We start from the raw sequence: 20,464 nt of genomic DNA, 5'->3' as shown, positions 1-20,464 counted from the left end.
CGGCGTGAGCGTCGCCCTGAAAGGAGGCAACAAAGAGCCGACACAAGACAGCCCGTCACCGATCTCCAGCAAAATCGCCGCCATCCACCGCAACGACGAGAGAACACCCGTGAGCGAGCGCCCCCAAGATCCTGAGATGGTCCTGTGCATTCCCGGCCCTTGGGAGAACACCACCGAACTCATCCGCCGACTCATCCAGCACGGCGACGGCTACCTCTTCGCAGGCCGCATCCTCATGCACACCGAGACGCGCTTCAGCTGCGAACTGATCTTCGAGGGCCCCGATGAACGCATGTCCAGGGCCTTCTGGGCCACCGCGCCCCATTGGCGCGACTCGGCCGAGATGACGGCCATTGCCACGCATCGGTCGGTGGTCTACCTTGTCGGGCCCGGCGGGAGCCAGCAGAACGCCGAATCGCTCATGCAAGCCGGCGCCGCGCTGGTGCGCGCAGGCGGGCTTGGCGTGAAGGTCGAGAGCACGGGGCTGTCGCATACGCCCTCCGCGTGGCTCGACCACTGCGCACACCTCTATCTTTTCTTTGCGCATCGGGCGCTGGTGATCTATCTCACGGGCGAAGACGTGTGCTCCTGCGGCATGCACAACCTCGGCTTGAAAGACGCGGTGACCGGCAGCCTCGACGACCCGACGGCCGCCACCGAACTGCTGCGCGCTTTCACGCACTACCTGTTCACCGAGCAGCCCACCATCCGGCATGGCCAGACCTTCTCGGTGGCTGCGGACGCGCGGGTCTACCGCATCGAAGAAGAAAGCAGCCAGACCTACGAGGAAGATTCGCTCTTCCACAACCCTTACGGTCTCTGGCGGCTGGTGCCCCTGGCGGGCTGAGACAAAAAAACCCGGCGCCAGAAAACCGGCACCGGGTCGTCGCAATCGCCCGAGGGTCCGTCAGAGCTTCGCGATCGAAACCTCCGTCGACTTCACGAGGGCAACCACGTCGGAGCCGATCTTCAGCTGCAACTCGTCGACCGAGCGCGTGGTGATGACCGAGGTCACGATGCCCCAGGCGGTTTCGACATCGACTTCGGAGACGACGTCGCCGCGGATGATCTCGCGGACCTTGCCCTTGAACTGGTTGCGCACGTTGATGGCTTGGATAGACATGATGGTTTCTCTTTCGGATGGAATGAGTGAATGAAGGAATGGCTGTCTGTCTGGATGGAAGCGGAAGCGTGGCGCGTCAGACGATCTGCGCCACTTCGTCGAACGCCAGCCGGGGCCCGCGTTCGAAAGTACCGGCGTGGTCGGCCACACCGAGGTTGACGAGAAAGTTGGCGCGATAGCGGCCATCGGGAAAGAAGGCCTTGTCGACCAGGTCGGCGTTGAAGCCCGACTGCGGCCCCGCGTCGAGCCCGAGCGAGCGCGCCGCCAGGATCAGGTAGGCGCCCTGCAGGCTGCTGTTGCGAAAGGCCGTGGCCTGCGCGGCTTCGGCGCTCTTCTCGAAGAAGGGCTTGGCGTCGTAGGACGGAAACTGCGTGGGCAGGTGCTCGTAGAAGCGCGAGTCGTGCGCCACGATCACCGTGACGCCGGCCTGCAATGTCTGCGCGGTATTGCCGGCCGACACCGCCGGCTTGAGCCGGGCCTTGGCCTCTTCGCTGCGCACGAACACATAGCGCGCCGGCTGGGCGTTGTAGGCGGTCGGGCCCCACTTCACCAGGTCGTAGAGCTTGCGGATCACCTCGTCGGTCACGGGCACCGGCTTGAAGGCGTGCACGGTGCGCGCCTTGCGGAACAGCTGGTCGAGCGCCGACTCGGGAATGGCGTTGAGCGTTGTTGTTGTCATGGTTCTGCGTTCAAGGAAGGAGATCAATCAGGACGCCGCAGCAAGCGCCACGTCGAGGTCGGCGATCAAGTCGTCGATGTGCTCGATGCCGACCGACAGGCGCACCGTGTCTTCGGTCACGCCCGCCTTGGCCAGTTCTTCGGGCGACAGCTGGCGGTGCGTGGTCGAGGCCGGGTGCGTGGCCAGCGAGCGCACGTCGCCGATGTTCACCAGGCGCGTGAAGAGCTTGAGCGCGTCCAGGAACTTCGCGCCACCCTCGCGGCCGCTGCCGATGCCGAAGGTCAGCACGCCGCTGGAGCGGCCACCGAAGTACTTCTTCGCCAGTGCGTGGTCGGGGTGGTCTTCGAGCGCGGCATAGTTGACCCAGTTCACGGCCTTGTGCGTCTTCAGATGCTGCGCCACCGCGAGCGCATTGCTGCTGATGCGGTCCATGCGCAGCGCCAGCGTCTCGATGCCCTGCAGGATGAGGAAAGCGTTGAACGGCGAGATGGCGGCGCCCGTGTTGCGCAGCGGCACCACGCGCGCACGGCCGATGTACGCGGCCGGGCCCAACGCTTCGGTGTAGACCACGCCGTGGTAGCTCACGTCGGGCTCGTTCAGGCGCTTGAAGCGCTGCTTGTGTTCGGCCCACGGGAACTTGCCCGAATCGACGATGGCGCCACCGATGCTGGTGCCGTGGCCGCCCAGGTACTTGGTGAGCGAATGCACCACGATGTCGGCGCCGTGCTCGATGGGCCGGCTCAGGTACGGCGAAGGCACGGTGTTGTCGACGATCAGCGGCACGCCGTGGCGGTGCGCAATCTCGGCGATGGCGGCGATGTCGGTCACGTTGCCCGCCGGGTTGCCGAGCGATTCGACGAACACCGCCTTGGTCTTTTCGTCGAAAAGCTTTTCGAAACTGTTCGGGTCGCGGTGGTCCGCGAAGCGCGTGGTAATGCCGAACTGCGGCAGCGTGTGCGCGAACAGGTTGTAGGTGCCGCCGTACAGCGCGGTGCTGCTGATGATGTTGTCGCCGGCCTCGGCGATGGTCTGGATGGCGTAGGTCACGGCCGCCTGGCCCGAGGCCAGTGCCAGCGCCGCAATGCCGCCTTCGAGCGCGGCCACGCGCTGTTCGAGCACGTCCTGCGTCGGGTTGTTGATGCGGGTGTAGATGTTGCCCGGCACCTTCAGGTCGAACAGGTCGGCGCCGTGCTGCGCGCTGTCGAAGGCATAGGCCACCGTCTGGTAGATCGGCGGCGCCACTGCGCGCGTGGTCGGTTCGGGCGAATAGCCGGCGTGCACCGACAGGGTTTCGAATTTCCAGTTCTGCGACATGGGCTGCCTTTCAGGGTTGGAGGAATGAAAAGAAGAAGATGAAGAAAAAAGAAATCAGATGGCCCAGCGCAGCGCGTGCGCGGGCGTGCCGAGCCAGCTGGCATTGGCGCTTTCGGGTTCGGGCTCGTCCGGCTTCTGCAGTACGCGGTCGAGAATCCGTTTCTCGATGGCCGCGAACGCCGGGTCGCCCTGCGAGCGCGGGCGGGCCAGCGCGATGTTCTCGTCGAGCGCAATGCGGCCGTCTTCGATCAGGATCACGCGGTCGGCCAGTGCCACGGCTTCCTGCACGTCGTGCGTCACCAGCAGCGCGGTGAAGCGATGGCGCTGCCACAGGTTCTCGATCAGCCGGTGCATCTCGATGCGCGTCAGCGCGTCGAGCGCGCCCAGCGGTTCGTCCAGCAACAGCAGGCGCGGGTGATGCACCAGGGCCCGTGCCAGCGCCACGCGCTGGCGCTGCCCGCCCGACAGGCGCGCCGGCCATTCGTTCTCGCGGTCGGCCAGGCCGACCTGCGCCAGCACTTCCTTGCCGCGCGCCTTGGCATCGTTGGGCAGGCCCAGCGTCACGTTGTCGAGCACACGGCGCCAGGGCAGCAGGCGCGCCTCCTGGAACATGATGCGGGTGTCGTCGTGCAGGCCATGCACGGCCTTGCCATCGGTGTACAGGCCACCCGACGAGGCTTCCTCGAGCCCCGCGATGAGCCGCAGCAAGGTGCTCTTGCCGCAACCGCTGCGCCCGACGATGGCGATGAACTGGCCCGGCTCGATGGTGAGCTTGGTGTTGCGCAGCACTTCGCGCGCGCCGTAGCGCTTGTGCAGGCCGCGCGCCTCGAGGCGCACGCCGCCCGCGATGGCCGGCGAGGAAATGTCTTTCAGAACGGCACTCATGAATCAGGCTCCGGGTTTGAACAGCGCCACGTCGAGCGCATTGATTTTTCTGGGCAGCAGCTTTTCCGAGAAAAAGGCATCGGCAATGCGTTGCTGCTCGCCCAGGCCTTCGGCCACCACCGGCCGCACCGCGTAGCTGCGGCGGTTGTTGGCCTGCTCGATGGTCGCGGCGTCCAGGCCCCACACGGGCGACAGCAAGGCGGCGGCTTCCTTCGGGTTCTGCTTGACCCACTTGCCGGTTTTCTCGAGCTCGGCATACACCACGCGCAGCACGTCGGGCCGCGCCTTCGCGAACTTGCTGCGGGCCAGGTAGTAGCGCTGGTACGACGCAATGCCCGCGCCATCGGCCAGCACGCGCACCTTCGACTGGCGCTGCGCCGCGGAAAGAAACGGGTCCCACACCACCCAGGCGTCGATGGCGCCCTTCTCGAAAGCGGCACGGCCATCGGCGGGCGTGAGGTACGCGGGCTCGATGTCCCTGAACGACAGGCCGGCCTTGTCGAGCGCGGCAATCAGCAGGTAGTGCACGCCGGCCGCCTTGGCAAAGCCGATCTTCTTGCCCTTGAGGTCGGCCACGGTCTTGATGGGCGAGTCTTCGCGCACCACGATGGCTTGCGCGGCGGGCGAAGGCGCCTCTTGCGCCAGGAAGGTCAGGTCGGCACCGGCAGCCTGCGCAAACACGGGCACGGTGTCGGCCACGTCGGCGCTGATGTCCAGGTTGTCGAGGTTCAGCGCTTCGAGCAGCGGCAGCCCGCTGGTGAACTCGTGCCAGCTCAGCGTGGCGTTGAGCGGCGCCAGTTGCTTTTCGAGCGTGCCCTGAACCTTGAGCACGGCAATCAGCGTCGAAGACTTCTGGTAGCCGAGCCGCACCGAAATGGGCCGCGTGGCCGCGCCTTGCGCCAGCACCGCGCCCGGACCGATTGCAGCCAGCGCGCCCAGCGAGGCGATGGCCGTGCGGCGGGAGAATTTGAATGTCGTTGTCATGCGGCGCCCCCTCAGCCCGGCTTCTTCTGGTAGCCGGGATGCCAGCGCAACCACCATTGCTCCAGGCCGCGCGCGAACAGGTCGGCCAGCTTGCCCAGCAGCGCGTAAAGCAGGATGCCCACCAGCACGATGTCGGTCTGCAGGAACTCGCGGGCGTTCATCGTGAGGTAGCCGATGCCGGCCTGCGCCGAGATGGTTTCGGCCACGATCAGGATCACCCACATCAGCCCCAGCGAGAAACGCAGGCCCACCAGGATCGACGACAGCGCGCCCGGCAGGATCACCTCGCGGTACAGCTGCCAACGCGACAGGCCGTAGGTGCGCCCCATCTCGATCAGTTGCAGATCGACGTTGCGAATGCCATGGAAAGTGTTCAGGTAGATCGGAAAGAACACCGACACCGAGATCAAAAACAGCTTGGCCGACTCGTCGATGCCGAACCACAGAATCACCAGCGGAATCAGCGCCAGCGCCGGGATGTTGCGCACCATCTGGATGGTCGAGTCGAGCAGCGTTTCGAAGAACTTCACCGAGCCGGTCAAGAGGCCCAGCGCCAGCCCTGCCCCGCCGCCGATGGCCAGGCCCGCGAGTGCGCGGCCCGCGCTCACCTTCACGTGCGTCCACAGCTCGCCCGACACGGTGAGCGTCCACGCGGCCTTGACCACATCGACCGGTGCTGGCAGCACGCGGGTCGACAGCCAGCCAAGCGACGACGCGATCTGCCAGAACACGATCAGCCCGACCGGCACGAGCCACGGAATGAGCCGCTTCGCGACGTTGATGCCAAAGCCCTTGAGGCTGTTGCCCATACCGGTGGACGGCGCGGCCGCCGGCAGTTCCTGCACTTGTTCCGTCATGGAAATCCTTAGCTTTGCGAGACGAGCCGCGAAGGCGCATCGAGGTTGGCGACGACTTCGCCGAACGGACCGCTGAGCGAACCGCCGGCCAGCCGTGCCTGGGCCTTGCGCGACAGCAGCGGAAACACCAGCTCGGCGAAGCGGTAGGCCTCTTCGAGATGCGGGTAGCCCGAGAGAATGAATTTGTCGAGGCCGAGCGCGGCGTATTCCTCGATGCGCGCGGCCACCGTCTTTGCATCGCCCACCAGCGCGGTGCCGGCCCCGCCGCGCACCAGGCCCACGCCGGCCCACAGGTTGGGCGAAATTTCCAGTTCGGCGCGCGAACGCTTCGCGCCGCCGGCGTGCAACGCGGCCATGCGGCGCTGGCCTTCGGAGTCCATGCGCGCAAAGGCGGCCTGCGCACGGATGACGGTGTCGTCGTCCACGCGGCTGATCAGTTCTTCCGCGGCTTTCCAGGCGGCGTCTTCGGTCTCGCGCACGATCACGTGCAGGCGAATGCCGAACTCGACCTTGCGGCCCTGCTTCTCGGCGCGCGCACGCACGTCGGCAAGCTTCTTCGCCACTTCGGCGGGCGGCTCGCCCCAGGTGAGGTACGCATCGACCTGCTCCGCGGCAAGGTCGTGCGCCGCGGCCGAGGAGCCGCCGAACCACACGGGCGGGTACGGCTTCTGCACCGGCGGGTACAGCAGCTTGGCACCCTTCACGCTGAGGTGCTTGCCCTCGAAGTCGAGGCTTTCGCCATCGTGGCTGCGCGCAAGAATCTCGCGCCAGATGCGGATGAACTCGGCGGACTGCTCGTAGCGGGACGCATGGTCCAGGTACACGCCGTCGCCTTCCAGCTCGGCCTGGTCGCCACCGGTGACGAGGTTCACGAGCAGTCGCCCGCCCGAGAGCCGGTCGAAGGTCGCGGCCATGCGCGCGGCAAGGCTCGGCTGGTGCAGGCCCGGCCGCACCGCCACCAGGAACTTGAGCTTCTTCGTCGAACCGATCAGGCTCGATGCAATGACCCACGGGTCTTCGCATGAACGGCCGGTGGGGATCAGCACGCCCTCGTAGCCCAGGTTGTCGGCGGCGCCCGCAATCTGCTGCAGGTAGGCCAGGTCGATGGGCCGCGCACCTTCGCTGGTGCCCAGGTAGCGGCTGTCGCCGTGCGTGGGAAGAAACCAGAAGATCTGCATCACGCGACTCCCGCGCCGGCGGCTTCGAGCACGTTGATCTTTTTAGGGATCAGCTTCAGCTCGAAGAAGGTGTCGGCAATCTTCTGCTGTTCGGCCAGGATGGCCTTGTTGATCGGCGTGATGCCATAGGCCGTGCGGGCCACGGTAACGTCGGCCACGGGCTTGGGCAGGCCCCACAGCGCGGCCAGCTCGGAGGCAAGCTGCTCCTTGTTCGCGGCGCCCCAGGTGTCGACCTTGTTGATTTCTTCCACGGCTATGGCGAGCACGTCGGCATTCTTCGCCACGTAGTCGAGCGACGAGAAGTAGTAGGCGCGATTGCCCACCACGCCCGTGGCGTCCACGAGGATGCGTGCGTCGAGCGACTTCTCGGCCGCGGCCAGGAACGGGTCCCAGATCACCCAGGCGTCGACCGAACCTTTTTCGAAAGCGGCGCGCGCGTCGGCCGGCGGCAGGTACACCGGGTTCAGGTCGGCATACGACAGGCCGTGTTTTTCGAACAGCTTGACGATGAAGTAATGAACGTTCGAGCCCTTGTTGAAGGCGATCTTCTTGCCCTTCAGGTCGGCCACGCTCTTGATAGCCGAGGCCTTCGGCACCAGCACGGCCTCGGTCTGCGGGCGATGCTGCGTGGCCGCCACGTAGGCCAGCGGCGCGCCCGCCGCCTGCGCGAAGATGGGCGGTGCTTCGCCGACGTCGCCGAAGTCGATCGAGCCGACGTTCAGCGCCTCGAGCTGCACGGGGCCGGCGGTGAACTCGGTCCACTTGACCGTGACGCCGAGCGGCGCGAGCCGCTTCTCGAGCGTGCCGCGGCCCTTGAGGATGTTGAGCGTGCCCTTCTGGTTGCCGATGCGGAACTGGCGCGCGGGCGCGGGCGCCTGCGCCAGTGCGGCGAAAGACGAAGGTAGTGCAATGGCGGCGGCCGCGCCCTGGATCAGGCGTCGTCGGGGAATGGAGATGCGGGTCATGGTGTGGGTCGTTCCGATGAATGCGTGAAGAAGATGAAGGGCTGCTCAGGGCCGCTCAGGGCTGCGCCGCAACCACGGCGTCGCTGACCCTGATGGGCTTTGGAATCAGCTTCAGCGCGAAGAAGGTGTCTGCAATCTGTTGCTGGCCGGCCGCGACGGCGGGCGTGATCGGCTTCACGTTGAACTCGTAGCGGCGCAGCGCCAGCTCGACCACGTCGACAGGCAGGCCCTGCAGCGGCGCAATCAGCTCGGCCGCCTGCCGCAGGTTCTTCTTGAGCCAGATGCCCTGCTCCACCGAGTCGGCGAAGAGCGCGTCGATGACCTTCGGGTTGTTCTTCACGAAGCCGCGTTCGCCCAGGTAGAACTGGTAGTTGTTGACCACGTCAGTGGTGCCGTCGGCGAGCACGCGCGCACCGGTGGCTTTTTCTGCGGCGGCCTGGAACGGATCCCAGATCACCCAGGCATCGACGTTCTTGCTTTCGAAGGCGGCGCGGCCGTCGGCCGGTGCCAGGTACACGGGCTGGATGTCGGAGAGCTTCAGGCCGTTCTTTTCCAACTGCTTCACGAGCAGGTAGTGCACGTTGCTGCCCTTGTTGAGCGCGACCTTCTTGCCCTTGAGATCAGCGACCGACCTGATCGGCGAATCCTTGGTGACGAGGATGGCTTCGGCGCGCGGCGCGGCCGGGTCGTAGCCGAAGTAGACGAACTTGGCGCCCGCGGCCTGCGCGAAGATGGGTGGCGCCTCGCCGACATAGCCCACATCGACCGCGCCGACGTTCAAGCCTTCGAGCAACTGCGGCCCGGCCGGGAACTCGACCCACTTCACGCCGAAGCCGAGTGGCGCAAGCTTCTTTTCGAGCGTGCCCTGCGCCTTCTGCAGCACGAAGAGGCTGGCCGATTTCTGATAGCCGATGCGCAGCTCGCCCTTGCCCTGGGCATGGGCCGATGCGGCGGAGATGAAGCTCACGATCAGCGCAATGGCCGTGACGACGACGGCGCTGATGGCCAGGTCGCTCAGCGCGCGCCAGATGGAACGCGGTGGCACTTCGAGCACGGAGTCTTCGGTGGCGACGGGGTTCATGCGGGAATTCCTTGGTGCAAAAACTTTGGGCAAAGCTGTCCCCTTGCCGCGCGCACGCGGTTTCAAGAAACGGGGACTGGGATGGGTCTGGATGAACCCGGGCTCGATGGCGAGCCCGGCTTTCAGACGCTACATCGCACGCGGGAGAAGGGCACCGGCTCGAAGCCGTGGGTCGCGGGCAGCTTCAAGCCTTCGGTGGCGAGCACCTCGACGGCCTCGTTGAGTCGCTCGGCCAGGTCGTTGTGCACCTGGTAGGCGTTCTCGGGCGTCAGCGCAATCTGCGAATCGCTGGCGTAGACGCCCGGCAGGATGTGGCGCGCCGACAGCGACTGCAGCACGGGCCGCAATGCGTAGTCGAGCGCGAGCATGTGGTGCGGGCTGCCGCCGGTGGCCAGTGGCAGCACCGTCTTGCCCTTGAGCGCGTTCTGCGCCAGCAGGTCGAGAAAGACCTTCAGCACGCCGCTGTAGGCCGCCTTGTAGACCGGCGTGGCCACCACGATCACGCGGGCCGCCGCCACCTGGGCAATGGCACGTTCGATGGCCGGGTGGTTCCACTCGGCCAGCAGCAGCGCCTGCGCCGGCAGATCGCGAATGGAGAGCCGCTCGATCCGCGCATGGCGTTTGGCCAGCCGCTCGCCCACGGCCTCGAGCAAGGCGGTGGAACGGGACGGGGCCGAGGGGCTGCCAGCAATCAGGAGAACGGACACAAGAGGCTTTCGGTTTTCTTCAGGAATTCAGGGCGAACCGGTCCATGGCGCCCATCGGAATGGGCGCCATGTGCCATCGGGTTCGATGGCTGTTGGCTTACTTCTGCTTGGCTGTGTAGATCTGGTCGAAGGAGGCACCGTCTGCAAAGTGCTCCTTGTCGGCCTTCGCCCAGCCGCCGAAGGCCTGGTCGATGGTCACCAGCGTCAGCTTGGGAAACTGCTTGTCGTACTTGGCCTTCGCCTTGTCCGACGTCGGGCGGTAGAAGTTGCGGCCAGCAATGTCCTGGCCTTCGTCGGAGTACAGGTACTTCAGGTATTCCTCGGCCACGGCGCGCGTGCCCTTCTTGTCGACGACCTTGTCGACCACCGCCACGCTGGGCTCGGCCAGGATGGAGATGGAAGGCACCACGATCTCGAACTTCTCGGGGCCGAATTCCTTCAGCGCCAGGAAGGCTTCGTTTTCCCAGGCCAGCAGCACGTCGCCCACGCCACGTTGCACGAAGGTGATGGTCGAGCCGCGCGCGCCAGTGTCGAGCACGGGCACGTTCTTGAACAGGTTGCCGATGTATTCCTTGGCCTTGGCATCGCCGCCGTACTTGCGCTTGGCGAATTCCCATGCCGCAAGGTAGTTCCAGCGGGCGCCGCCCGAGGTCTTGGGGTTGGGGGTGATCACCTGCACGCCGGGCTTGACCAGGTCGTCCCAGTCCTTCAGGCCCTTGGGGTTGCCCTTCTTCACCAGGAACACGATGGTCGAGGTGTAGGGAGCCGAGTTGTGCGGCAGGCGCTTCTGCCAGTCGGCCTTGACCAGGCCGCCGTGGGTGACGAGCGCATCGACGTCGCCGCCCAGCGCCAGCGTGGCCACGTCGGCGTCGATGCCGTCGATGATCGAGCGGGCCTGCTTGCCCGAGCCGCCGTGCGACTGCTTGACCGACACGTCCTGGCCGGTCTTGGCCTTCCAGTACTTGGCGAAGGCCTGGTTGTAGTCCACGTACAGCTCGCGTGTCGGGTCATACGACACGTTCAGCAGCGTCACCGGGGCTGCGCCGCCCTGGGCAAACGCCGGCAATGCCGACAGGGCCATGGCACCGGCCACGCCGGCGCCCAGGGAAAGCTTGATAAAGTCGCGGCGAAGGCTCATGGTGTCTTGCTCTAAAAAGGCATATCAATGAAGCTGCGTATTCTCAATACGACATATAGAAACTGGAACGACCAAGTTTTCAGTTCTAAATAGCAAAATCAACTAAGCAACCGCTTTCCCCACCTGAGGCAATCGAAATGGCACGCATGGTTCAGTGCATCAAACTCGGCAAAGAGGCCGAAGGGCTCGACTTCCCGCCCTACCCCGGCGATCTGGGCAAGCGCCTGTGGGAAAACGTCAGCAAGGAAGCCTGGGCCGCCTGGCTCAAGCAACAAACGATGCTGGTCAATGAAAACCGGCTGAATCTGGCCGACCTGCGCGCCCGCCAGTACCTGGCCCGCCAGATGGAAAAGCACTTCTTCGGCGAAGGCGCCGATGTGGCACAGGGCTACGTGCCCCCTCCCACTGCCTGAGCGCCCACCCCCGTCGTGACCGCCGAGCCAGTGGCCTGGCGCGCTGACGGGGTTCCCCGCAGCGAACGCTTCGACGACATCTATCACACCGAAACCGGGGCACTGGCGCAAGCTCGCCATGTGTTCCTGGACGGCTGCGGCCTGCCTGCGGCCTGGTCCGGGCGCCAGCAATGGCGGATTCTCGAAACCGGCTTCGGCCTGGGCCTCAATTTCCTGACAACCTGGCAGGCCTGGCGTGCGGACGCCGGCCGGCCACGGATGCTGCACTACGTCTCGGTCGAGGCCTACCCGGTCGCGCCCGAAGACCTTCTGCGCGCCGCCGGCGCCTATGCCGAGCTGCGGCCGCTGGCCGAGGAACTGGCCGCGCAGTGGCAGGGGCTGCTGCCGGGCTTTCATCGGCTGGCCTTCGACGGCGGGCGTGTGCTGCTCACGCTGTGCATCGGCGACGTGCAGGCGATGCTGCGCGCGCAGCGCTTCGAGGCCGACAGCATCTTCCTGGACGGCTTCAGCCCGCAGCGGAACCCCGGCATGTGGTCGCCCGACACGCTGAAGGCAGTGTCGCGCTTTGCCCGCCAGGGCACGACGCTGGCCACCTGGACCTGTGCACGCGCGGTGCGCGATGCGCTGTCGCAGCACGGCTTCCAGCTTGAAGCGCGCCCAGGCTTGCCGCCCAAGCGTGACTGCCTGGGGGGCGTGTTCGCGCCGGCCTGGACGGTGCGGCGGCGCGGGCCGGTGCCCGAGCATGTCGAGGTGCCGGGGCACTGCGCGGTGATCGGCGCCGGGCTCGCGGGCGCCGCCGTCGCGGCCAGCCTGGCGCGGCGCGGGTGGCGAGTGACCGTGCTGGATGCAGCCGACCACCCTGCTTCCGGCGCTTCAGGCTTGCCGGTCGGCATGCTGGCGCCCCATGTGTCGCCCGACGATGCGCTGCTGTCGCGGCTGACGCGTGCGGGCATTCGTGCGACTTGGCAAGAGCTGCAGCGGCTGCTGGAAGAAGGCGACGACTGGCGCGCCAGCGGCGTGCTGGAACGCCGCCCCGATGGCGATGCGCGCGTGCCTGCCGGCTGGAGCGACAGTGGCCCCAATGAATCATGGCCTGCGAGCGCGGTGCGACTGGCAGCGGTCGATCTGCCAGCCGATGCGCCGGCGCTCTGGCACGCGCGGGCTGCGTGGGTGAAGCCTCACCGATTGATCCGCGCCTGGCTGGGCGAGGCCGGCATCGAGTTTCGCGGCAAGACCTCGGTTGCGCGCCTTGCGCACCGTGCCGAGGGAGGCTGGCAGTTGTTCGACGCGTCGGGCCAGGTGCTGATCGAGGCGGACCGCGTTGTCATCGCCGCAGGCTTCGAATCCGGCCGCTTCGCCCCCGTGCTCCCATTGCAGCCCGTGCGCGGCCAGGTCGCCTGGGGGCGCTCGACTGCCGACACCGCGCTGCCGACCACCCCGATCAACGGCGACGGCCACCTGATCGCCCACGTCCCCGATGGAGAAAACGCCCCGCTCTGGCTGGCCGGCGCCACCTTCGACCGCGACAGCACGGACCTGTCGCCGAACGCCGCCGACGCAGCGGCCAACCGCGACCGGCTCGCTCGCCTGCACCCGGCCGCAGCCGCTTCGCTGGCCCCGGCGTTCGAGGGCGGCGAAGCCAACGCATGGGTCGGCGTGCGCTGCGCCTCCGGCGACCGCCGGCCGCTGGTCGGCCCCGTCGGCCCGTTAGGCGACGAGGCCGCAGGCCTCTGGGCCTGCACCGCCCTGGGCTCGCGCGGCCTGAGCTTCGCGGTCTTGTGCGCCGAACTGCTGGCGGCGCAATGGCATGGCGAGCCGCTGCCTTTGCCGGCAACGCTCGCCAAGGCGCTCGGCACGCAGCGGCTCTGAGCGCGCGCCTCGCCCCTCGCTCGCAGCGGCGTTCTCAGGCCGAGCCGGCGGCCCGGTACGCCATCAACAGCGCCATGCACACCACCAGCACCAGGAAGTACTTTCGCAGCGCGCGCTCCTCGAGCCGCGTGGCAAACCGCGCGCCCATCGCAGTGCCGGCCCACAGCCCGACCACCACGCACGCCAGCAGCACCCACGGCAGCCCGTTCGCCAGGCTGGCATAGACGAACACCGCCGGCAGCGCCAGCGGCAAGGCATTGATCGCCAGGCTCACCGCCTGCGCCCGGTGCTGTGAGTAATGCAGCGCCACCGTCAGCAGCGCCGTGATGGCCAGCCCGCCGCCGATGCCGAGCAGGCCTGACGAAGCACCGGCCACGATGCCCACCACGACCAGCGCAACAGCCGAACCGCGTGGCTCATCCGCAGGCACGGTCCCCTCACCGGCGGCGCGCGAAGCCGGCGACTTCAGCACCACGAGCGCCGCCAGCACCAGCAGGTAGCCGACGAACATCCACCGCAAGGTCGCGTCGGCCATGCCATGCGCACCGCGCGCCCCCAGGTAGGCCCCGCCCAGAAAACCCAGCGAGATCCACACCACCGTGCGCCATGCCGCCCCGTGCCCCGACACCCGGTAGCGCAGGAACCCCGCCAGGCTGGTCGGCATCAGCTGCGCCGCGAGCGAAATGGCCTGTGCATCGTGCTGGCCCAGCCCCGGCATGAGCGCCAGCGCGGGCACCAGCACGCCGCCAGGGCTCACGCCCAGCAGGCCGGCCACCGCGCCCGAAAAAACACCGATCGCCAGCCCATCCAGCACCTGGACGAGGCCGAGCGATTCGGTCATTTGCGGCTCACGCCTCCGCCTGGCCCGAGGGCGCCAGCATGGAGTCGATCCGGCTGTCGCCGCAGGCGCGCGCCACGTCGGCGATGACCACATCGTCGAACTGCTTCCTGGCGAAGATGAAGGTGGCGGAGTACATGGCGACCGTCGTCTCTTGGGCGAAGAGAAAAAGGCCCGAAAGCCCGGGCGGGCGCCGATTCTGCGGCATTGGCCCGCGGCAAGCCACCACTTGTCTTGCGAACGCGTGAGAATGCACCGCATGGCCATCCAGTACGACATCACGCACACCACCGTCTACCGCTACAAGAAGCCGGTTACCTTCGGCTTGCACCGCGTCATGTTCCGCCCGCGCGACAGCCACGACCTGCGCGTGCTGGCCACCGACCTGCAGGTGAGCCCGCAGGCCTTCACGCGGCTCATTCAAGACCCGCACTCCAATTCCGTCGCACTGGTGCAGCCGATGGGCGAGGCGACCGAGCTGCGCATCGTGTGCTCGTTCACCATCGAGCACGTGCCCGCGCAGCAAGACCAGCTGGCGCTCGACCCGGCCGCTGAATTTTTGCCCTTCGCCTACTCGGTTCAGGAGCGCCTCGACCTCGAGCATTACCTGCGCCCGCACCACGACGACGACAACCAGGGCACGCTGATCCGCTGGGCCCACCAGTTCCTGCACACCGACCAGCCCAACAGCACGCGCGAGGTGCTCGCGCGCATGAACGCGCACATCGGCCAGAGCCTCGAATACAAGGCGCGCGACGAAGAAGGCACGCAAACGCCGCTCGCCACGCTGGCGCTGGGCAGCGGCAGTTGCCGCGACTACGCACTGCTGATGATGGAAGCCGCGCGCCGCCTGGGCATTGCCACGCGCTTCGTCTCCGGCTACCTGTACGACGCCGCGCTCGACCGCGCCAACCAGGCAGCCGGCGAGTCGATGACCGGCGCGGGCACCACGCACGCGTGGCTGCAGGCCTACCTGCCGGGCATCGGCTGGCTGGCCTTCGACCCCACCAACAACCTGATGGGCAGCGGCCAGTTGATTCGCGTGGGCGTCACGCGCGACCCGGCACAGGCCGCGCCGATCTCGGGCAGCTGGTACGGCGACGCCGAGGCCTACGAGGGCCTCGAAGCCACGGTGGTCGTCACCCGCCGGGGCGGCAGCCTCCCGGGGCAGTGACGACACCGCGGAAAATGCCGTGGCAATTGCAATTGCACTTGCGCGCCGCCCGCGCCGAAGAGGCCGCGCTGTTGAGCGACATCGCGCTGGCTTCCAAGGCCCATTGGCCGTATCCCGCCGCACAGCTCGCGCGCTGGCGCAATGACCTGAAGGTCGAGCCCGCACAGCTCGACGAACGGTATGCACGCGTGGCCGAGGTTTCTGGCGAGGTCTCCGGCGAGGTCGCGGGCTTCGTCGTCATCGTGCCGCCGCAACGGCAGGCCGACACCAACGCCGAATGGCTGCTCGACCACCTCTGGGTCGTTCCCGGCCACATGGGCCGCGGCATCGGCCGGGCGCTGCTGATGGCCGCCCGGCAACTCGCTGCCGCGCAGGGGGCGAGCAGCCTGCACATCGATGCCGACCCGTACGCCGAAGCCTTCTACCAGGCCTTCGGCGCGCAGCGCATCGGCGCCATTGCGGCGCCCATCGAAGGGCAGCCCGAACGCCAGCGGCCCCAGCTGCGGCTCGTCACGACCGATTGACCGGCACGGCCGCCCGCGCTGCGGCCAGCTTCGCTTCGAGTTCCGCCACCAACGCCCTCGCCTCGTCGCCCTCGGGAATGTTCCGGCCGCTGTCGCGCCACGCGACGGCGCTCTTGAAGCCTTCCGCCTCCGCCTGCCGCCGGAACCACATGCCTTCCGGGTTGTGGCGCGTGATGCCGTCGAACACGGTGGCGAACATCTGGCTCTGCTCCAGCCCCATCGAATGCCAGACCTGGTTGACGACCAGCTTGTGCATCATCAGGTGCGAGCGTGGCACGCCCGCGATGCGTTGCGCCAGCTTCAGCGTGGCGTCGTCGAGCTGCCCGGCCGGCACCGAAAAATTGGCCAGCCCCCATTCGGCCGCCTGCGTGCCGGGGATGGTGTCGCCGGTGAACATGAGCTGCTTGGCGCGCATCGCGCCCAGGCGGTAGGTCCACATCGCGGTGGTCGGGCAGCCCCACACGCGCGTGGGCATGTAGCCGATGCGCGCGTCGTCGGCCATGGTCAGCAGGTCGCAGCACAGCGCGATGTCGCTGCCGCCGGCCACCGCGTAGCCATGCACCTTGGCGATGGTCGGCTTGTTGCAGCGCCACAGGGCCATGAAGTCTTCGGTGTTGCGCTTCATGGCGGCGTAGTCGAGCATCGGGTCCCAGGGCGTCTTCTCTTGCCGGCACGGGTGGTCGCCCTTGCCTTCGCGGCCCTGGCCCTCGGCGTAGTCGCCAAGGTCGTAGCCGGCGCAGAACGCGCGTCCCGCGCCCTCGACCACGATCACGTGCACCTCGTCGTCGGCCTCCGCCCATTCGACCGCGCGGCGGATCTCCGAAGGCGTGGTCTCGCCGATGGCATTGAGCTTCTCGGGCCGGTTGAGCACCAAGCGTGCAATGCGCGGGTGCCGCGGGTCCTTGTCGATCAGGACGGTGTCGAAAACGGGCATGTCTCTTGTCTCCTGTGGTTGGGTCGCATCGCTCTTGTAGCATCGACCGTCGCCCTCAGGCAAACCCCTCACCACTGCAACACATGACCGCGAAATTCAGGATTTCCGAAGACGACTACGCAGCCGCGATCAGGTTGACCAACAGGCTGGGCCGCATGCGCCGGGCGCTGTTGATCGTCATGGCGGTGCTGGCCGTGCCGGGCGTGGCACTCGGCGGCAGGCTCATGTGGCCCGTTGCGCTGGTCGGTCTGTGCGCTTGCGCCGCCATGATCTGGCTCAGGTTCTGCCTGATGCCGATGCTGGGGCGCCGGCACTACCGCAAGTACAAGGGCATGCAGGAAGAGTTCGGTGCCGAGCTGCTCGACACCGGCGTGCGCATCGTGTCACCGCATGCGGACGGCACGATCGTCTGGGAGAACGTGCTCAAGTGGCGGCAGAACGAGCGCTTCGTGCTGGTCTACCCGATGCCCCAGCTCTTTCACATCCTGCCCAAGTCTGTGGTCGAACAGGGTTTCGATCTGCCTGGACTCATCGAGCGGCTGAACCGGCACGTCGGCCCCGAAGCCTGAAGCGCGGCATCAACCGGCCGTCACGGCACCGCCTAGCTGGAAGCGGAACACCGCGCCCTTGCCCGCCTGCTGCACCAGCCGGATGTCGCTGCCATGCAGCTGCAGGATGCGCTGCACGATCACCAGCCCCAGCCCGCCGCTGCCCGAACCGTCGCTGCGCGCGCCGCTCATGAACACGGGCCGCACGAACAGCCCCTTCTGCAGCTCGCCCGGAATGCCCGGGCCCGTGTCGCTCACCTGCACGGTCACGCCGGCGTTGGCCGGACCGGGCCGCAGTTGCACCTCGATCTGCCCGCCCGACGGCGTGTGGCGAATCGCGTTGTCCAGCAGGTTGGTCAGCACGCGCTCGATCATGCCGAGGTCGGCCGACACCACCGGCAGGCCGGGTGCGATGTCGGGCTTGAGCCGCTGCTGCCGTGCCTCGGCCGCCAGCTCGAACTTCTGGAACACGTCCTGCACCAGGTCGGCCAGGGCAAAGCTTTCTTTCTCGGGCTTGACCACGCCGTATTCGAGCCGCGCCAGTTCGAACACCTCTTGCGCAAGCCGGCCGACCTTGCGGCTCTGGCCCAGCGCGATTTCCAGGTGGCGGCGCCGCTCTTCCTCGCTCAGCGTGCCGGCCTTGAGCAGCAGCGTTTCGAGGTAGCCGTGCAGCGACGTGAGCGGCGTGCGCAGGTCGTGCGAAATGTTCGCGAACAGCTCGCGGCGCTGCTGGTCCTGCAGGGTCAGCTCGCGCCATTGCTCGGCGATGCGGCGCGTCATCTGCGTGAAGGCCTGGCCCAGCTGCGCGATCTCGTCGCTGCCCTGCGACAGCCGCTCCAGCGTGGGTACTTCGCTCTCCAGTGAAGCGATGCCCTCGGTCTCGAAGCGCTTGACCGCCGAGGTCAGCTCGCGCAGCGGCCGGGTGATGAGCCTGAACGCCGCCAGCCCCGCGAGCAGGCCCAGCAGTGCCACCAGCCCCATCGACCAGAGCGTGGTGCGCAGCACGTTGTCGGCCGCGACGTTGGCCGCCAGCGCGTCGTGGTCTTCGCCTTGCAGCACCACATAGACGTAGCCCACCTCGCGCCCGCCCATGCGCAGCGGCGCGGCGCTGAACACCTTGGTGGCATCGGGGCTGCGCGGATCGTCGCCCACGATGGGCAGCGGCGCGCCCGAAATCAATTGGCGGATGGGCTCCACCGCGACCCTGTCGCGCTTCAGGTGGCCGGGCGGCGCGGCCTGCGCCTCGATGCGGCCGTCCGGCCCCAGCAGGTAGACCTCGACGCTGGGGTTCACGGCCATCAGCTTGTCGAACAGGTCTTTCACCTTGTCCTGATCGAGCCCACCGGGCTTCATGAGTTCGGCGTTCTCGGCAATGTGGGCCGCGAGGCCGCCCGACAACCGCTGGATCACCTCTTGCTCGTGCCGCCCGTTCGAGCGCATCTGCAGCCACGCCGAAGCGCCGCAGCACGCCAGCAGCAGCACCGCGAACACCATCGAAAGGCGCCGCGACAGCGTGGCCCAAGCCATCACTGAAGCCCCCTTGGCGCTTCGCGCCTTCCCGCCAAGCGGGAGCGAGCTTGCTTGGGGCGGCCCGGCGCGGCGCTCACGCTGCGCCCTCCTCGCTGGCACCCGCACCCGTCGGCGACAGCTTGTAGCCGCGTCCCCACACCGTCAGGATGCGGCGCGGCTCGGCCGGGTCGGCCTCGACCTTGGTGCGCAGCCGATTGATGTGCGTGTTGACCGTGTGCTCGTAGCCGTCGTGCTGGTAGCCCCACACCTGGTTGAGCAGGTCGAGCCGCGAGAACACTTTGCCGGGGTTGCGCGCGAAGAAATACAGCAGGTCGAACTCGCGCGGCGTGAGCTCGATGAGCTTGCCGTCGACCCGCACCTCGCGCGCCAGCGGCTCGATGTCCAGGTTGCCCAGCGTGAGGCTGCCCGACTCCATGCGCGCATTGCGCGCCAGCGCGTCGGTGCGCCGCAGCAGCGCCTTCACGCGCGCCACCAGTTCCAGCACCGAGAACGGCTTGGCCAGGTAGTCGTCGGCGCCCAGCTCCAGCCCGAGGATGCGGTGTACCTCGCTCGACCGCGCGCTGATGATGATGATCGGCGTGTAGCGGGCCATGGCGCGGGCCCGGCGGCAGATCTCGAGGCCGTCGATGCCGGGCAGCATGAGGTCGAGCACCAGCGCGTCCCAGTTGCCGCGCTCCAGCTCGCGCAGGCCGGCATGGCCGTCGGCGGCGTGCTGGACCTCGTAGCCCTCGTCGCGCAGGTGCATGCGCAGAAGTTCGGCAATGTGGGCGTCGTCTTCGACGATCAGCACGCGCTTGAGGGTGTCCATGGCCCCGATTGTCCTGCGATACGGGGTTGGGAGTTATCACGATTAATTGAACTTTGCGTGATGAATCGGCCATGGGGTGCGCCCAACAATCCGCTCCATGAACAGCACCGCCCTCACCGGAAGCACCGCCCCCGATGCCCGCCCCGTCCACCCGCTGTGGATGCGGGTGACGCACTGGCTCAACGCCCTGGCGGTGCTGGTGCTGGTAACAAGCGGCTGGCGCATCTACAACGCGGCGCCGTTCTTCCCGTTCCGCATTCCGAACTCGATCACGCTGGGCGGATGGCTGGGCGGTGCGCTGCAGTGGCACTTCGCGGCGATGTGGCTGCTGGTGTTCAACGGCTTCGTGTACCTGGCCATCAACATCGCCAGCGGACGGCTCGCCGCCAAGTTCTTCCCGGTGACGCCGGCGGGGATCTGGCACGACGCGATGGCCGCGCTGAAGGGCAAGCTGTCGCACGCGGACCCGCGTCGCTACAACAACGTGCAGAAGCTGGCCTACCTGTTCGTGATGCTGGACATCGTGGTGATCGTGCTGTCGGGGCTGGTGCTGTGGAAGTCGGTGCAGTTCGCGGTGTTGCGCGATCTGCTGGGCGGCTACGAATTTGCTCGGCGCATTCACTTCTTCGGGATGGCGACGCTGGTTGCTTTTGTGGCTGTGCACCTGGTGATGGTGGCGCTGGTGCCCCGGACTCTTCTCACCATGATTCGCGGTCGGGCGGCGAAGGACTGACATGACTTGCTGTCTTTCTGTTCTTCGTGTCGCGTTTGGCGCGGTTGTTCAGGGCGCCGCTCACGCCGACGGTGTGCTCTGCTCCGCGAATGTCCCCCGCTTCGCTCCTCCTTTATTTCGCTGCGCAGAGCACACCATCCGCGTGAGCGTCATCAGAGTGGTCGTTGATCAGCGGTACACCA

At 67.3% G+C, this 20,464-nt stretch carries 23 protein-coding genes; 7 read left to right on the top strand and 16 right to left on the bottom strand.

Going from position 1 to position 20,464, the window contains the following annotated elements; all coding sequences use genetic code 11:
• Positions 1 to 109 precede the first annotated feature (109 nt).
• Positions 110 to 847 carry a DUF4261 domain-containing protein gene (locus DBV14_RS13220; protein WP_221621888.1) on the top strand — a complete coding sequence of 246 codons (738 nt, stop codon included), beginning with the start codon at positions 110 to 112 and terminating at the stop codon, positions 845 to 847.
• Between the two features lie 60 nt (positions 848 to 907).
• Here DBV14_RS13220 and DBV14_RS13215 read toward each other — a convergent pair whose 3' ends face one another.
• From DBV14_RS13215 to DBV14_RS13165, 11 genes are all read right to left on the bottom strand, one after another.
• The gene (locus tag DBV14_RS13215; RefSeq protein WP_124459636.1) at positions 908 to 1,123 is read right to left on the bottom strand and encodes a molybdopterin-binding protein; all 216 of its coding nucleotides are present in this window, start codon (positions 1,121 to 1,123) and stop codon (positions 908 to 910) included.
• Between the two features lie 76 nt (positions 1,124 to 1,199).
• Positions 1,200 to 1,802 (bottom strand): malonic semialdehyde reductase, encoded by a 603-nt coding sequence (locus DBV14_RS13210; RefSeq protein ID WP_124459635.1) that lies wholly within the window; start codon positions 1,800 to 1,802, stop codon positions 1,200 to 1,202.
• A gap of 27 nt (positions 1,803 to 1,829) precedes the next feature.
• Entirely contained in the window at positions 1,830 to 3,116 is a 1,287-nt protein-coding gene (locus DBV14_RS13205; RefSeq protein ID WP_124459634.1) for an O-acetylhomoserine aminocarboxypropyltransferase/cysteine synthase family protein, read from the bottom strand.
• A gap of 54 nt (positions 3,117 to 3,170) precedes the next feature.
• Positions 3,171 to 4,001 carry an ATP-binding cassette domain-containing protein gene (locus DBV14_RS13200; RefSeq protein ID WP_124459633.1) on the bottom strand — a complete coding sequence of 277 codons (831 nt, stop codon included), beginning with the start codon at positions 3,999 to 4,001 and terminating at the stop codon, positions 3,171 to 3,173.
• A gap of 3 nt (positions 4,002 to 4,004) precedes the next feature.
• Positions 4,005 to 4,985: an aliphatic sulfonate ABC transporter substrate-binding protein gene (locus tag DBV14_RS13195; protein WP_124459632.1), complete on the bottom strand. Its 981-nt coding sequence runs from the start codon at positions 4,983 to 4,985 to the stop codon at positions 4,005 to 4,007.
• 11 nt (positions 4,986 to 4,996) lie between these two features.
• Positions 4,997 to 5,794, bottom strand: a complete 798-nt coding sequence (ssuC, locus tag DBV14_RS13190; protein WP_260397014.1) for an aliphatic sulfonate ABC transporter permease SsuC — start codon at positions 5,792 to 5,794, stop codon at positions 4,997 to 4,999.
• A gap of 56 nt (positions 5,795 to 5,850) precedes the next feature.
• Positions 5,851 to 7,020 carry an FMNH2-dependent alkanesulfonate monooxygenase gene (gene ssuD, locus DBV14_RS13185; protein WP_124459630.1) on the bottom strand — a complete coding sequence of 390 codons (1,170 nt, stop codon included), beginning with the start codon at positions 7,018 to 7,020 and terminating at the stop codon, positions 5,851 to 5,853.
• A complete protein-coding gene (locus tag DBV14_RS13180) occupies positions 7,020 to 7,985 on the bottom strand; it encodes a sulfonate ABC transporter substrate-binding protein (protein ID WP_124459629.1) in 966 nt (321 codons plus the stop codon). The genes ssuD and DBV14_RS13180 overlap by 1 nt, the downstream gene beginning before the upstream one ends.
• A 55-nt stretch (positions 7,986 to 8,040) precedes the next feature.
• Positions 8,041 to 9,066, bottom strand: a complete 1,026-nt coding sequence (locus DBV14_RS13175) for a sulfonate ABC transporter substrate-binding protein (protein ID WP_124459628.1) — start codon at positions 9,064 to 9,066, stop codon at positions 8,041 to 8,043.
• Between the two features lie 122 nt (positions 9,067 to 9,188).
• The gene (gene ssuE, locus DBV14_RS13170; RefSeq protein ID WP_124459627.1) at positions 9,189 to 9,773 is read right to left on the bottom strand and encodes an NADPH-dependent FMN reductase; all 585 of its coding nucleotides are present in this window, start codon (positions 9,771 to 9,773) and stop codon (positions 9,189 to 9,191) included.
• Between the two features lie 97 nt (positions 9,774 to 9,870).
• Positions 9,871 to 10,911, bottom strand: a complete 1,041-nt coding sequence (locus DBV14_RS13165) for a sulfate ABC transporter substrate-binding protein (protein ID WP_124459626.1) — start codon at positions 10,909 to 10,911, stop codon at positions 9,871 to 9,873.
• A gap of 137 nt (positions 10,912 to 11,048) precedes the next feature.
• Here DBV14_RS13165 and DBV14_RS13160 point away from each other — a divergent pair, with 137 nt between their 5' ends.
• Positions 11,049 to 11,324 (top strand): oxidative damage protection protein, encoded by a 276-nt coding sequence (locus DBV14_RS13160; RefSeq protein WP_124459625.1) that lies wholly within the window; start codon positions 11,049 to 11,051, stop codon positions 11,322 to 11,324.
• A 15-nt stretch (positions 11,325 to 11,339) separates the two neighbouring features.
• Positions 11,340 to 13,193 (top strand): FAD-dependent 5-carboxymethylaminomethyl-2-thiouridine(34) oxidoreductase MnmC, encoded by a 1,854-nt coding sequence (gene mnmC, locus DBV14_RS13155; RefSeq protein WP_124459624.1) that lies wholly within the window; start codon positions 11,340 to 11,342, stop codon positions 13,191 to 13,193.
• A gap of 34 nt (positions 13,194 to 13,227) precedes the next feature.
• On the opposite strand, the gene DBV14_RS13150 is transcribed toward mnmC, so the two are convergent.
• Entirely contained in the window at positions 13,228 to 14,034 is an 807-nt protein-coding gene (locus DBV14_RS13150) for a sulfite exporter TauE/SafE family protein (RefSeq protein ID WP_185546006.1), read from the bottom strand.
• Positions 14,035 to 14,041: 7 nt separating this feature from the next.
• Complete coding sequence (locus tag DBV14_RS33860) at positions 14,042 to 14,170, bottom strand: hypothetical protein (RefSeq protein WP_260397012.1); 129 nt, start codon at positions 14,168 to 14,170, stop codon at positions 14,042 to 14,044.
• 111 nt (positions 14,171 to 14,281) lie between these two features.
• Between DBV14_RS33860 and DBV14_RS13145 the strand changes: the two genes are divergently transcribed.
• Positions 14,282 to 15,205, top strand: a complete 924-nt coding sequence (locus DBV14_RS13145) for a transglutaminase family protein (protein ID WP_124459622.1) — start codon at positions 14,282 to 14,284, stop codon at positions 15,203 to 15,205.
• A gap of 14 nt (positions 15,206 to 15,219) precedes the next feature.
• Positions 15,220 to 15,729 (top strand): GNAT family N-acetyltransferase, encoded by a 510-nt coding sequence (locus DBV14_RS13140; RefSeq protein WP_124459621.1) that lies wholly within the window; start codon positions 15,220 to 15,222, stop codon positions 15,727 to 15,729.
• On the opposite strand, the gene DBV14_RS13135 is transcribed toward DBV14_RS13140, so the two are convergent.
• Positions 15,716 to 16,663: a crotonase/enoyl-CoA hydratase family protein gene (locus DBV14_RS13135; protein WP_124459620.1), complete on the bottom strand. Its 948-nt coding sequence runs from the start codon at positions 16,661 to 16,663 to the stop codon at positions 15,716 to 15,718. The genes DBV14_RS13140 and DBV14_RS13135 overlap by 14 nt on opposite strands.
• Positions 16,664 to 16,746: 83 nt before the next feature.
• Between DBV14_RS13135 and DBV14_RS13130 the strand changes: the two genes are divergently transcribed.
• Positions 16,747 to 17,232 carry a YcxB family protein gene (locus DBV14_RS13130; RefSeq protein ID WP_124459619.1) on the top strand — a complete coding sequence of 162 codons (486 nt, stop codon included), beginning with the start codon at positions 16,747 to 16,749 and terminating at the stop codon, positions 17,230 to 17,232.
• 9 nt (positions 17,233 to 17,241) lie between these two features.
• On the opposite strand, the gene DBV14_RS13125 is transcribed toward DBV14_RS13130, so the two are convergent.
• The gene (locus DBV14_RS13125; protein WP_124459618.1) at positions 17,242 to 18,738 is read right to left on the bottom strand and encodes a HAMP domain-containing sensor histidine kinase; all 1,497 of its coding nucleotides are present in this window, start codon (positions 18,736 to 18,738) and stop codon (positions 17,242 to 17,244) included.
• Positions 18,739 to 18,814: 76 nt separating this feature from the next.
• Positions 18,815 to 19,549: a response regulator transcription factor gene (locus DBV14_RS13120; RefSeq protein WP_124459617.1), complete on the bottom strand. Its 735-nt coding sequence runs from the start codon at positions 19,547 to 19,549 to the stop codon at positions 18,815 to 18,817.
• Between the two features lie 97 nt (positions 19,550 to 19,646).
• On the opposite strand from DBV14_RS13120, the gene DBV14_RS13115 reads away from it, so the two are divergent.
• Positions 19,647 to 20,282: a cytochrome b/b6 domain-containing protein gene (locus tag DBV14_RS13115; RefSeq protein WP_124459616.1), complete on the top strand. Its 636-nt coding sequence runs from the start codon at positions 19,647 to 19,649 to the stop codon at positions 20,280 to 20,282.
• The last annotated feature ends 182 nt before the right edge of the window (positions 20,283 to 20,464 follow it).

This window comes from Variovorax sp. KBW07 (assembly GCF_003852515.1).
Classification (GTDB): domain Bacteria; phylum Pseudomonadota; class Gammaproteobacteria; order Burkholderiales; family Burkholderiaceae_C; genus Variovorax.
Note: the sequence above shows the minus strand (reverse complement) of the source record. Positions and strands in the feature narration are given on the sequence as shown.

What these genes read in the sequence shown, in the direction of transcription:
- DBV14_RS13205 (WP_124459634.1), bottom strand. Translation starts at nt 3,116, where the DNA reads ATGTCGCAGAACTGGAAATTCGAAACCCTGTCGGTGCACGCCGGCTAT.
- DBV14_RS13175 (WP_124459628.1), bottom strand. Translation starts at nt 9,066, where the DNA reads ATGAACCCCGTCGCCACCGAAGACTCCGTGCTCGAAGTGCCACCGCGT.
- ssuC (WP_260397014.1), bottom strand. Translation starts at nt 5,794, where the DNA reads ATGGGCAACAGCCTCAAGGGCTTTGGCATCAACGTCGCGAAGCGGCTC.
- DBV14_RS13215 (WP_124459636.1), bottom strand. Translation starts at nt 1,123, where the DNA reads ATGTCTATCCAAGCCATCAACGTGCGCAACCAGTTCAAGGGCAAGGTC.
- DBV14_RS13115 (WP_124459616.1), top strand. Translation starts at nt 19,647, where the DNA reads ATGAACAGCACCGCCCTCACCGGAAGCACCGCCCCCGATGCCCGCCCC.
- DBV14_RS13140 (WP_124459621.1), top strand. Translation starts at nt 15,220, where the DNA reads ATGCCGTGGCAATTGCAATTGCACTTGCGCGCCGCCCGCGCCGAAGAG.
- DBV14_RS13195 (WP_124459632.1), bottom strand. Translation starts at nt 4,985, where the DNA reads ATGACAACGACATTCAAATTCTCCCGCCGCACGGCCATCGCCTCGCTG.
- DBV14_RS13210 (WP_124459635.1), bottom strand. Translation starts at nt 1,802, where the DNA reads ATGACAACAACAACGCTCAACGCCATTCCCGAGTCGGCGCTCGACCAG.
- DBV14_RS33860 (WP_260397012.1), bottom strand. Translation starts at nt 14,170, where the DNA reads ATGTACTCCGCCACCTTCATCTTCGCCAGGAAGCAGTTCGACGATGTG.
- DBV14_RS13135 (WP_124459620.1), bottom strand. Translation starts at nt 16,663, where the DNA reads ATGCCCGTTTTCGACACCGTCCTGATCGACAAGGACCCGCGGCACCCG.
- DBV14_RS13145 (WP_124459622.1), top strand. Translation starts at nt 14,282, where the DNA reads ATGCACCGCATGGCCATCCAGTACGACATCACGCACACCACCGTCTAC.
- DBV14_RS13180 (WP_124459629.1), bottom strand. Translation starts at nt 7,985, where the DNA reads ATGACCCGCATCTCCATTCCCCGACGACGCCTGATCCAGGGCGCGGCC.
- DBV14_RS13165 (WP_124459626.1), bottom strand. Translation starts at nt 10,911, where the DNA reads ATGAGCCTTCGCCGCGACTTTATCAAGCTTTCCCTGGGCGCCGGCGTG.
- DBV14_RS13200 (WP_124459633.1), bottom strand. Translation starts at nt 4,001, where the DNA reads ATGAGTGCCGTTCTGAAAGACATTTCCTCGCCGGCCATCGCGGGCGGC.
- ssuD (WP_124459630.1), bottom strand. Translation starts at nt 7,020, where the DNA reads ATGCAGATCTTCTGGTTTCTTCCCACGCACGGCGACAGCCGCTACCTG.
- DBV14_RS13125 (WP_124459618.1), bottom strand. Translation starts at nt 18,738, where the DNA reads ATGGCTTGGGCCACGCTGTCGCGGCGCCTTTCGATGGTGTTCGCGGTG.
- DBV14_RS13120 (WP_124459617.1), bottom strand. Translation starts at nt 19,549, where the DNA reads ATGGACACCCTCAAGCGCGTGCTGATCGTCGAAGACGACGCCCACATT.
- DBV14_RS13150 (WP_185546006.1), bottom strand. Translation starts at nt 14,034, where the DNA reads ATGACCGAATCGCTCGGCCTCGTCCAGGTGCTGGATGGGCTGGCGATC.
- DBV14_RS13130 (WP_124459619.1), top strand. Translation starts at nt 16,747, where the DNA reads ATGACCGCGAAATTCAGGATTTCCGAAGACGACTACGCAGCCGCGATC.
- DBV14_RS13160 (WP_124459625.1), top strand. Translation starts at nt 11,049, where the DNA reads ATGGCACGCATGGTTCAGTGCATCAAACTCGGCAAAGAGGCCGAAGGG.